The 11,276-nt window shown below is 44.1% G+C and carries 13 protein-coding genes and 1 pseudogene; 7 read left to right on the top strand and 7 right to left on the bottom strand.

The window, feature by feature from the left end; genetic code table 11:
- Nucleotides 1–12 precede the first annotated feature (12 nt).
- The 4 genes from QT974_RS13970 to QT974_RS13955 form a co-directional block, all read right to left on the bottom strand.
- Nucleotides 13–573: a pentapeptide repeat-containing protein gene (locus QT974_RS13970; protein ID WP_333469072.1), complete on the bottom strand. Its 561-nt coding sequence runs from the start codon at nt 571–573 to the stop codon at nt 13–15.
- 262 nt (nt 574–835) lie between these two features.
- A complete protein-coding gene (locus QT974_RS13965) occupies nt 836–1,273 on the bottom strand; it encodes a hypothetical protein (protein WP_333469071.1) in 438 nt (145 codons plus the stop codon).
- A gap of 4 nt (nt 1,274–1,277) precedes the next feature.
- Nucleotides 1,278–1,415 (bottom strand): hypothetical protein, encoded by a 138-nt coding sequence (locus tag QT974_RS13960; protein ID WP_333469070.1) that lies wholly within the window; start codon nt 1,413–1,415, stop codon nt 1,278–1,280.
- Nucleotides 1,416–1,709: 294 nt separating this feature from the next.
- Entirely contained in the window at nt 1,710–1,847 is a 138-nt protein-coding gene (locus tag QT974_RS13955) for a hypothetical protein (protein ID WP_333469069.1), read from the bottom strand.
- A 52-nt stretch (nt 1,848–1,899) separates the two neighbouring features.
- Here QT974_RS13955 and QT974_RS13950 point away from each other — a divergent pair, with 52 nt between their 5' ends.
- The 5 genes from QT974_RS13950 to QT974_RS13930 all read left to right on the top strand — a co-directional run bounded on the left by QT974_RS13950 (nt 1,900) and on the right by QT974_RS13930 (nt 7,315).
- Nucleotides 1,900–3,588 carry an AAA-like domain-containing protein gene (locus tag QT974_RS13950; RefSeq protein WP_333469068.1) on the top strand — a complete coding sequence of 563 codons (1,689 nt, stop codon included), beginning with the start codon at nt 1,900–1,902 and terminating at the stop codon, nt 3,586–3,588.
- A 392-nt stretch (nt 3,589–3,980) separates the two neighbouring features.
- Nucleotides 3,981–4,709 carry a type IV pilin-like G/H family protein gene (locus tag QT974_RS13945; RefSeq protein WP_333469067.1) on the top strand — a complete coding sequence of 243 codons (729 nt, stop codon included), beginning with the start codon at nt 3,981–3,983 and terminating at the stop codon, nt 4,707–4,709.
- Nucleotides 4,710–4,732: 23 nt separating this feature from the next.
- The gene (locus QT974_RS13940) at nt 4,733–5,524 is read left to right on the top strand and encodes a sterol desaturase family protein (RefSeq protein WP_333469066.1); all 792 of its coding nucleotides are present in this window, start codon (nt 4,733–4,735) and stop codon (nt 5,522–5,524) included.
- Nucleotides 5,493–6,038: a rhodanese-like domain-containing protein gene (locus QT974_RS13935; RefSeq protein ID WP_333469065.1), complete on the top strand. Its 546-nt coding sequence runs from the start codon at nt 5,493–5,495 to the stop codon at nt 6,036–6,038. Before QT974_RS13940 ends, QT974_RS13935 begins: the two co-directional genes overlap by 32 nt.
- A 176-nt stretch (nt 6,039–6,214) precedes the next feature.
- Entirely contained in the window at nt 6,215–7,315 is a 1,101-nt protein-coding gene (locus tag QT974_RS13930) for an iron-containing redox enzyme family protein (protein WP_333469064.1), read from the top strand.
- A 97-nt stretch (nt 7,316–7,412) separates the two neighbouring features.
- Here the strand turns inward: QT974_RS13930 and QT974_RS13925 are convergent, their stop codons facing one another.
- Entirely contained in the window at nt 7,413–8,132 is a 720-nt protein-coding gene (locus QT974_RS13925; protein WP_333469063.1) for a methyltransferase, read from the bottom strand.
- 248 nt (nt 8,133–8,380) lie between these two features.
- On the opposite strand from QT974_RS13925, the gene QT974_RS13920 reads away from it, so the two are divergent.
- Nucleotides 8,381–9,073, top strand: coding sequence for a hypothetical protein (locus QT974_RS13920; RefSeq protein ID WP_333469062.1), 693 nt, complete (start codon nt 8,381–8,383; stop codon nt 9,071–9,073).
- Nucleotides 9,074–9,279: 206 nt separating this feature from the next.
- Here the strand turns inward: QT974_RS13920 and QT974_RS13915 are convergent, their stop codons facing one another.
- Both QT974_RS13915 and QT974_RS13910 read right to left on the bottom strand, forming a co-directional pair.
- Complete coding sequence (locus tag QT974_RS13915; RefSeq protein WP_333469061.1) at nt 9,280–9,519, bottom strand: ChaB family protein; 240 nt, start codon at nt 9,517–9,519, stop codon at nt 9,280–9,282.
- 197 nt (nt 9,520–9,716) lie between these two features.
- Nucleotides 9,717–10,202, bottom strand: a complete 486-nt coding sequence (locus QT974_RS13910; RefSeq protein ID WP_333469060.1) for a YqhA family protein — start codon at nt 10,200–10,202, stop codon at nt 9,717–9,719.
- A 776-nt stretch (nt 10,203–10,978) separates the two neighbouring features.
- Here QT974_RS13910 and QT974_RS13905 point away from each other — a divergent pair.
- Nucleotides 10,979–11,276: pseudogene (locus QT974_RS13905) on the top strand (hypothetical protein); the annotation flags it as partial.

Genomic DNA, 11,276 nt, shown 5'->3' with positions numbered 1-11,276 from the left:
GACTTTTTGGCTCTACTCGCGGAGCATCCCTGTTCCAAAACTGTCCGAAGTATTGGTAGAAACTAAAATTATTAGTGGTGCTATTGCTATGGGATTAAAAATAGAGCCACCTATTAATACGGTGGTAAAGTAGCAACATAAAACACTGATGCGATTTTTGCAGATCCATGTTGCTGAAAAAATAAGAAAAAGTAACGACGGATATAGATACATACCAACAAAAAAACCTAGTCCAAGTGCACCAGTGTCCGGGTCAAATTCGCCATTTAAGAACCGAGCATACATAGGAGGGTAAACCATGCAGTAATAAATGGATAAACTCATTGCTAAACAAGCAACAATTAACTGATAAATGGTTCGGAAAAATGATACTCCAAAAGTTGTGCCAGCCTTAGCATAAGTAAAATTCGCTCCTGTTAAATTAGCATTGACAAAGCTAGCGCCTCGAATATCGGCATGACTCAAATTAATATCAGACAGTTCCTGACCATCGAAATTCTCACCTCTGAGGTTTTCTCTGCTAAAGTTTCTTCTACCTTGTCTATACAGATCAATTAATTCCAATGCTTTCATCTCGCTCGCTTCCTATTTACTTACGTGGTTGAAATATTTTGGGAGTTGCTTAGTTAGATTATTTGGTCACTTCTGTTGTGCCTTTACCGCAAATAACCTTGCCATTTTTAAAGGAAATTTAGGAGGATCTAGACTTGGCGTAACAACGAGATGTCTCAATGTTTTACCCTTAAGTTTTCACCAATAGTCCTGCATCTACTTCTATTGCGCTTGCACCAACACGCTAGCTGTGGGCGCTAAAAGTAGGAGCACTTCGCGATCGCTATCCTCGCCAGCGCTGAAATATGGATGCTGTATAATGCGCTGTCGTAGAAACTAAAATAATTAGTGGAGATAGCATCATGGACTGAAAAATAAAGCCAGCTATTAATCCTATTAATGTAGTTCTGTTTATCAGATTGCCGACAATTATATTTACCACAAAAGCCGTGGTAAAGTAGCAACCTAAAATACTGGTACAGTTTTTGCGTATCCATGTTGCTGAAAAAACAAGAAAGGGTAATGATGGATATAAATAAATACCCAACAACAGACCGAATCCAAGTCCACCAGTGTCCGGGTCAAGTTCGCCGCCTAAAAACTGAGCAAACATACTAGCATAATTAATGCAGTAATAAATAGATAGACTCATTGCCGAACCAGCAACAATTAACTGAAAAATGGTTCGGATAAATGAAATAAGAGCTCTTTTTGTAATCATGGCTTTATCTTGGTGGGTGAGTTGTGAGAATTAATAGATCGATCGCACTCATGACAACTCCCAGCAACAACATCGGCGCTGTCAAGGCGAAACTTGGTTGATTAGTAGCTGATGCCAGCGACAAAATTAGGAGAGAATACATAATGCGTTCACCTCGTTTTGATGCAATCCAACCTTGATATTTCTCATCTAATCAGGCCGCTATTTGAGTTGATGACTGACTTATTTGAGAATTCATCGACTTTTCATCGACTTTTTATCGACTTTAGGGACGGTTAGCAGTCAATTTAAGGTCAAACCCGCATTCCGGCAGGGGTTTAAACCCCTGCCTCAAAGAAGACAGTCCTCTAAAAGAGGACTAATGAGTTCTTCAGTCCTCTTTGAGAGGACTTTCGCTCTCTCGACAGGGAATTTATTCCCTGTCAGAATGTCGGACTTACAAACGATATCGGTACAGCAATCGACTTTTCATCGACTTTTTATCGACTTTAGGGACGATCGCATTTATGATGGTTTCAGTGTCTCGATCGTTATAAGCAATGCCTCGATCGCTCAGGCTGCGTCTCCAGTCCATTCCCGCAGTTAAATCCTGTCTCCTAAGAAATGGCTTTCCCAGTCAGAAAATTTTGGCTGAGGATTTAGGGATAGCCCAATCTACTGTCAGTCACTTCCTGAATGGCAAACCTGTGGATTATGCCAATTTCATCGAAATTTGTCGCGGATTGGGGCAGGAATGGCGCGATATAGCCGATTTTGAGCTGGAATCCCCGCCAGAGGAGGTGTTGTCAAAATCTGCAAAAATTGCGATCCTCTTCGAGGGCTTCGCTAACGCCCAATCCACTCCAAACCACACCCTGGTTCAGCAATTACACCAAGCTTTAATTGCCGCCAGCCATGAAGTATTTTTAGTTAACAAAAACAGCAGCAAAGATAACTCATATTTAAAACTTTGCGATTATTTGCTATTGCTGATTTCCGCAGAATATGCTGCTAGCGAAATGATGTTGGAACAAGTGCAACTAGCCAAAGAATTGCACAATTTAAATCCGCATAAACCAGCTATATTACCGATTTGCATTGAATTAAATTCGCCATTTTCTTTCGATTTACTGCACTATTTAGCAGGGATTCAGCTCTGGCATTGGCGATGTGTCGGCGACTCATCAAATTTAATTGCGGAAATTTTGATGGTAATTAAAGAAGGCCGCACATCCTTAAATCCCGATCGTGAATTAGCTGTGAATTTTAGCCAAATCGCTAACACAAAACAGTCCATAATTCAACCCCTACCAGCAGCAGCGCCCGAATTGCCGGGAGGACAAGTAGATTTAGCTTCTCGGTTTTATATCGATCGCCCTCCGATCGAATCTCGCTGTTACGAAACCATTAGCCAACCGGGAGCCCTGATCCGAATAAAAGCCCCCAGACAAATGGGCAAAACTTCTTTAATGGCGAGGATTTTGCATCATGCAGAAGAGCAAGGTTCTCGCACGGTGGCGCTGAGTTTTCAGCTAGCAAATCGGAGAGTTTTCGCTAATTCCGATACATTTTTGCAGTGGTTTTGTGCTAGCGTCGGTCAAGAGTTGGGAATGCTGGAACAGTTACCGAAGTGTTGGGAATTAGCAGATTTGATTGGTAGCAATCAATGTTGCAAGGCTTTCTTTGAACAGTATTTGCTGTCGGAATCGTCGCGGCCTTTGACTTTGGGTTTGGATGAGTGCGATCGCCTGTTTGAATCGCCGGAAATTGCCGATGACTTTTTTGGCTTGTTGCGCGCTTTGCACGAAGAAGCCAAGCGGCGAGATATTTGGAAAAAATTTCGCTTAATTGTGGTGCATTCTACGGAAGTATATATTCCGCTGGATGTGAATAAATCGCCGTTTAATGTGGGATTGCCGATCGAATTACCGGAATTTAACGTGCAGCAGGTACAAGAGTTGGCAACCAGGCACGGATTGAATTGGAGTGCGAAAGAAGTTGCAGAATTAATGGGTTTAGTTGGCGGAAATCCTTATTTAGTGCGGCTGGGAATGTATCATATTTCGCGTCAAGATGTGACTTTAGATCGGTTAGTGAAAGAATCTGCAACTGAAGCGGGAATTTACAGCGATCATTTGCGGCGGCATTTATGGAATTTAGAGAAATATGCGGAATTAATGGAGGCGATGAGGGAGGTTGTGAGTGTTTCTGGGTTAGTTAGATTGCGATCGGAATTGGGATTTAAGTTAAATAGTATGGGATTGGTGAAATTGGAGGGAAATGATTGTATTCCCAGATGTCGGTTGTATGGGGAATATTTTCGCGATCGGCTATAAGCCCAGAGAAACCGGGTTTCTGAGAAAAAACATCGGGTTTATTGCAAAGTCTTGGCCAGAAACCCGGTTTCTAACCCTGCGATAACTCCAGAGAAACCGGGTTTCTGAGGAAAAATCTCAGGTTAATTGCCAAGTCTTGCCAAGAAACCCGGTTTCTGTCACAGGTATGTGTTGCGTAAGTCCCAGAAAAGTCGATGAGAAGTCGATGAGAACTCACTCATGTTCTCAAATAGCCACCTGATTTAATAGAAATATGGTAGAAAGTGCGATCGCCCTGGTTGGCAAATCCTCGATCGAAGATCGAAGAGGCGCTACCTGAAAGCCGAATATCGCCCGTCGCCTCAAACAAACCATCGTCTAAAAACCGTTAGTAAAATATTTGGAGAACAAGTATGCAGCTTAAAGAAAAGCCTGAACTACACCAAATCAACCAAAAATCGGAAGCTTTGGTAAAAACTTATCAACCCGATCGGCCCATCAAAGAACCTAAATCTGTCGCCAGAGTCGATCGCACAAACTTGCAACCCATAAAAGAACCTAAATCTGTCGCCAAAGTCGATCGCACAAACTTGCAACCCATCAAAGAACCTAAATCTGTGGCAAAAACTTATCAGCCAGATTTGCGTTTCATAAATGAATATAAATCTGGTGGAGGAACTTCACGGATTATTGAGTTTTTTGTGGTTGTGATAATTATTGGGATACTTGCTCAGATCGCCCTCCCTTCTTTTCTCTATTGTGGCAATAAAGCGAAGCATTCAGAAGCTAAGCAATATGCTGGTTCAATGAACCGCGCCCAACAAGCAAAATACGCAGAGAAAGGTTCATTTTCCAATTCCGTTAATGACCTGGGCCTCGGTATTAAAACTCAGACAACCAACTATAACTATTCAACCGTAGCTACCAAAAATGCTGCGTTTAGTTATGGGGTATCTCGCAGCAATAATCTTCGTAGCTATGTCGGGGCTGTATTTTTAGTAACTGTTTCCCCATACAACGAGAAGACTACTGTACCCATTCTGTGTGAAGCTACTTCTTTTGGGAAGATCCAACTGCCTAATCCTATCGTTCAGAATGATGTTCCTGTCTGCGCTGCTGGTAGTAGTGTAGTGTCTAAGTAAATATCGACATTAATCAGAATCTCATGTCACCTGAAATTATCAAAGGTTTCGTCATCTTAGCCTGCATCTTCATTCCCCTCGAAAGATTCTTTGCTTTACACAATCAAAAAGTTTTTCGTCGCGGATGGGCAACCGATGCCACTTATTTTTTTACTGGTCACTTTATTGGCAGATTTGGTGCTGTTGTTGTGACTGTAACTTTGTCGCTGATGACTAATTTTCTCAACCCGGAATTGCAAAGCAAAGTAGCTTCTCAACCGCTCTGGTTGCAGTTTGCAGAAGCAATTATTGTTTCCGATCTGGCATATTATATCGTTCACCGACTGCTGCATGAAGTACCTTGGCTTTGGCAATTTCATGCAGTCCATCACAGCATCGAACGCATGGATTGGTTGGCCGCAGTGCGCGTACATCCCTGCGAGCAACTCTTTACTCAGATTTGCAAAATCATGCCTCTTGTATGGTTGGGATTTACCAAGGAAACTTTCGTGGTTTATGCTCTTTATTCGGCGGCGATCGCATTTTTAATTCATGCTAACATTACCATCAAGTTTGGCCCGCTAAAGTGGTTCGTCGCCACCCCGGAATTCCATCACTGGCATCACAGTCAAAGTCCCAAAATCCACAACAAAAATTTTGCCGTTCAGTTGCCACTGTTAGATTTGCTATTTGGCACTATGTATATGCCGTCGAGAAAAATGCCTCATAAATATGGTATATCTGATTCTATACCTGCTGGATATGTCGGACAAATGTCCTATCCATTTTTAAGGATGATGCAAAATGCTAAATCTAAATTTCAAACAAAGTATTAATCTCTATTCTCGCCCGTTGCGGGTAATTATGGGCTTGATATTAATTAGTCTTGGTTCTTTGAGTGCAGTTGCTCTATTTAATCACATGGATATTCCCACTTTTATCGTGAGTTTGAATGCCCCAAAAGTAACTGTTGCCGAATTGCAGCAGGGTAAGTTAAAACCTGTGATTTTGATTGACGTGCGATCGCCTGAAGAATACGCAGAAGATCGCATCGGTGAAAGTCCCTTGGTTCCCCTGATTGACATTGAAGCTGGATTTGGTATTAAGCAAGTGCAAGCTATTGCTCGATCGGCGGTCAAATCTAATCAAACTCAACCAACTATTTTACTTTATTGCGCGCGGGGAGGGCGCTCAGTTAAAGCCTACCAAAAATTGCAAAAAACGCATTTGAATTTAGCTTTCCTCTCAGGCGGTATCACAGCGTGGCGGGAAGCTGTGCCTGCTAAACAAGATGCTGAAATATTAGCGCCAATTACTCGATCGCTCCCAGAGGCAGTCAGAAGTAATTAGTTAGTTAAAGCAAGAGCAGAGAACCAGGGAAACTAAAAAATATCTATCAATAGAAAGGTGTATCCGGCTGAATGATTCGGTATCTTGAAAACAAGCAGCCAAAATATTCAGCAATCTGCAACGGTTGGCTCTGGTGGCAGGCTGCACAATAATCTGAGTTAACATAACTTGATTCCATGCAAAATACCGCAGACTTACTCCCAAAAATTGACTCGCCGAGTCTTCCGAAAAAGCAACTTGCACTCCCAAATTATGAGGCAGCCGATCGCCAATTTGTCAATTTGCTGCTTGTGGAGGATTTAGACAAGACGGTGGCGGCAAAACCGTTACTTGTGAGCGATTTTGAAAGCACGATCGCCTTGGCCCTGCGATCGGCATATCAGCAACCTGAGGGGGACGAGGCTGCGCACCGCTTCTTGCAGCGCGTACTCTACCGCATCAACCGCCTCAACTTGTTTTGGTACGACGATTTGTGCCGCTACAACAACGAGCGATCGCACTATCTGCGTTCTGTGCGCGATCGCATCGAGTCACCTTGGCAGCAGTGGGAAAGCGCCCAAATCGACGTTGCAGCCCTGCAAAACATCCAGGATGTCAAGCAAGCTCTGCGCGATCGCGCCGCTGCCGATGTCGATCCAGAACTCACCCCAATCGATCGCTACTTGCGAGAACAGATGACTGAAGGGGGATACAGACACCTGCTGGCGATCGCCTCCTTCGACGGTTTAGTGGAAGCCAGCCGCGTTTCTCGCATCATCGGCGGTGCTGGCAACGAAATTCAGTCAACCCTGACGCGGGTACTGATCGAAGAATACGGCGGCGGTCGCTTAGCCCGCAAGCACTCAACTTATTTTGCCCAAATGCTGGCCGAATTCGGGATGAGCACGGAACCGGAAGCCTATTTCGATTTAGTACCTTGGGAAGTGCTCGCCAGCATCAACCACAACTTTTTGCTTACCGAACGCAAGCGCCACTTTCTGCGCTACAACGGCGGACTGACTTATTTTGAAGTAGCCGGGCCCGTGGCTTACCGCAATTATCTAGCCGCCGCGCAGCGTCTGGGCCTCTCGCAGGCTGCGATGGGTTATTGGGAACTCCACATCCGAGAAGATGAGCGTCACGGGCGCTGGATGCTCGATGAGGTGGCGATCCCACTGGCTGACAAATACCCGGATGAAGCCTGGGAATTGGTGTTGGGCTACGATCAGGAAAAGTGGATCGGCGATCGGGCTGCGTTGGCTGTAGTGCGATCGATCCAAGCAACAGAACACAATTAAAGGGCGATCGCGCGCGGGTACCCAGCGTCACAAACTTTTACTTTACTCAAGCAGTTTGTGACGCTGGGCACCCTACCAGGGCTACCAGGGCCGTATGTTACAAAGCAGTCAATAACTGAATTAGCTCGATCGACAAATCTCTGGGCGACTTTTGCTGCTTCTGAAACAAAACTCCCGCCAGCAGATAGATATTTTCCGAATAAAAAGCCATGCCCTGTTTTCGGAGATTGGCGATCGCGCTTTTCACCTTTTGCTCCGAACTGTAATAGCCAAAAGTTAAAGGTGCAATTTCAAAATTCGCCACCGAGTAGCCTCTACCCAAGGCATAATCGATCAAACCCACAGGATTAGAATAGCTCGAAACCATCAACAAAACTTGCTCGCGCTCCAAAGATAAAAGTTTTTTAGCAATGGTCGAGCCATCTGTCCCCCCGTGCAACAGTGGCTGATAAATCCGATCGTCAGCGGCTGGTAAGTAAGGCGGATTGGAGATTACACAATCTGCCGAATGGTATAAAGGCGAATCAAAAAAAGAGCAATTGTGAACAGTATATTGTTGGCTCAGTTCGTATTGCTTAATTTGAGATTGAGCAATTTTCCAAGCTACATTATTCAACTCAAATCCCTGTATTGTTCCTTCAAAATCACTTCTCAGCAAAGATTTAATAACTGGGCTTCCCTCTCCAGAACCAAACTCTACGATTGAGAGAGACTCGTCGCTGTGATTTAACACTAGACTTTCCAAGCAATGCGAGTAAAAATCTGATTCTTCCGGGCAGTGAAATACCTGTTTGAGAGGATGGGATGAAGTGAGCATAAATTCTGTAACAAGGTTTACTTTTTTCAAAGTATCCAATAAATAAGAGTGCAGCCATCCGTCGCAAGAGCTATTTTATAAACTTATTAAATCTTTTTATTCCGGATTGAGGTTATGCCATCCAACAAGTATCACTTCCGAGCTATAAAAAAACCCAATAGATTAATCCAATTGACTGATTGCAATTCTATAAATTGCTGTTGATATAGGACATAAGCAACTAATCGTGAATTTAAATTTTGTCAAATATGAGTTTTTTTAATTGTTCAGTTCCGCCTCTGCGCCGCAAACAGTTTAACCCTAACCTTCAGGATTTAGAAGGAATTTGGCACTTTGAGTTTCCCCTAGGAAAAAAACGGTCTTACTCAACATTTTATACTTGCCTCGATCGAGCTTGCCTGATGTGGGGCTTGCTGTTGATACCCATGTTCGGCACGGCACAATTTTTGCCTGTGAGTTGGATGCTGCAAGCAGCTTTGTGGTCGGTACTCAGCCTCGTAGGTACAGTGGCGATGGTAAGCTGGACGTACTTTTGGGTCAAAAAAGAACGCTTGACTTGGGTGCTTTACGGTTGGGTAATCCTGATGTTATTGGGATTGCTGCTGACAGACTTGGGCATTTTTTTGGGTTGGGGAAAAGTGTTAGCTAATCTCTGTCCCCTGTGGTTGGGAATGAGCGGACTCGGATATTTTTGGACTGGATTGGCTGTGCGATCGCGCGCGCTATTAGCGGCCAGTTTGTTTCACGTGTTGGGAATTCTAATTTTGCCTTATACGATCGGCTGGTCTTTCCTGTTTACGGGATTTGTCATGGTATTTAGCTTGCTGGTTTTAGCCCAACTGCAATGGGATATGCGACGCCCGATCGAGTACGCTACATTAGCTGCTCAACAGCAGGATTTAGATGGGGAACAGGGCCGCATCCGACAGCTATCAACCTAAATCATTGCCCGTCATCCATACACTGCTTGGTTCGTAATGGGGAATTCATTCCTCGGACAATGCCGAATGAATTCCGAACGATATAACCTCAATTACATTGGTTTGTCGTCAGGACTTGAATCCGCATTTTCAGAGAGAGGAATCAAGTCCCAACTATCAAACCAGAGCGAGGTTATTTTAGCGGACTGATGACTGAGGACTAATACCTAATTGCCACCAGACTGTACAGATTTACGAGTTTGGTTAGTATCGTCGCCCTTGTGATGCCAGCCGCCGTCACCTTGAACATACTCTGATTTGACGCTATTCCAAGCAACGCGAGTCGCAGCGTCTTGGCTCATTCCATCTTCGGTAGCGCTCGCCAAAGCAGCTTTAAAAATATTCTGCGCTCCTGGCGGCAATTCTTGTACTTCTGAAGGCAATGTGTCAAATGATTGTTCTGGCATAGTTGACTCCTACTATTAAACATAACTGCAATCTTATATACGATCGGCAACTACTTTCCTCTCTCTCAAAGCAAGTTTAAGACCGCATATTTATCAGTCCGAAGACAGATGTAATATTGGACTTGTTTATTAATAAAAATCAATTAAATGGTCGTTGCTAGTGGCGCGGGATTTGGATAATTTCTCCGATCGCACAGCTACAAATCTGACTTCGGCTTTTTCACCTGCGAACTCAGAAAATAGGTCAGCGCAGCGATTACTAAAGCAATACTTACTCCAAAAGACAGGATGTTCGGATCGCCGTTCCATTTAACGGCCTGACCGAGAAACAATACGCTCAATACGACGACAATCACGCTGGCAAGTTTGGTTTTGAGGTCGTCGATGTTGTGAATTTCCAGCCAGTGAGGTACTTTAATTCGCTCGTCAATAAACAGCTCGTAAAGTCCAAGTGCAGTAATGTAAAATACTGTCGCTAGCAAAAACAAATCTACAACTTCGATAAACGATAGAATCAGTTGTTTGGAGTTTTCACTGGAAACCGAGCCTGTACTTATAATGTGGCTGATAGTAATCACAGTTTCCAGAGCACCGTAGATCAAAAGCGTCACAGAGGCTGTAAAACAACCGAGTACAGCGATTAACATTAGATAGCGACTTCTGGCAAGAATTCGATGCAGCATAGTTGATGTCCGCTGGGGATTTTTGTTAGAGAACAAGCGCTCTCTGGCATACCTTTGAGTCTACTATATCAGGATTTGGTCGATCGCACTCACAATCAATTCTGACTCCTTCCGCCACCGCTGGTTAATCTAATTTCGCGCCGGCCAAACTCGCACAACCATCAGTTTGCCTTTTGAAGAAGGCGGAGCCGGCAGTAAAAACTGAGTCAAAAGCCTTGTGGCTGCTTTTGTTGTAGGAACTCAAGCTAGCATCAGAGTTGTCTCGCGCACTTTTTGAGCTCGATTAATTTCCTGGAAAACTTAGAGCGGTATTCTGCCACAGTCAAAATTTTTCCGCAGCAAGTCCAGGAAAAATATCACTAAAAACAATATTAAACTAACTCATCTGGTGGAGTTAAGCGAGCCAAACTTTAACCGAACAATTTTCAGCTAAACCTGGTCTATCTGCCCATCCCAATCCCAAGATTTTGAGTTCGTAGAGAAGCATCAAATCAGATAGCATCCACCACCTGAAATAAAAGGCTAATTTGCCAAATATTCCTAAAGATGAATGTCGGAATTGCACGATCCGGAATAGGTTATAGACTATTGACGCTGTGGTGTAAATTTTCCCAGGAAAACCGAACTAAGCGAGGAAATTAAATTTGCTCTCTTGCATTCAGGTTCCCGCAGCAAATTTGATAAAAGTTGCACGTTCCGCTGTCAATTAAAGCCTAGGGTTTTGTTGGCAATAAAAAGCGTTCGCACGACTCTACAAAGCAAAAGCAAGCATAACCATGAAATCTTTTAAATTGTTGAAAGTTGTTTTAGCAAGCGCTTGTACTTTAGGTTTAGCAACGGTTTCCTTAGCAGTGCCTGCTTCTGCGCAGTCGGGAGGAGGCACTGCTGGAGGCGGTAGCGCCGGCAGTGCCACCAGCGGTACGACTGGTACTAGCGGTACTAGCAGCACCAGCGGTACGACTGGTACTAGCGGTACTAGCGGCACCAGCGGTACGACTGGTACTAGCGGTACTAGTGGCACAGCCGGTACCAGCGGTACGACTGGTACGGGTACTAGCGGTACTAGCGGTACGA

Source organism: Microcoleus sp. BM001215392, assembly GCF_036700185.1.
GTDB lineage: Bacteria > Cyanobacteriota > Cyanobacteriia > Cyanobacteriales > Microcoleaceae > Microcoleus.
Note: the sequence above shows the minus strand (reverse complement) of the source record. Positions and strands in the feature narration are given on the sequence as shown.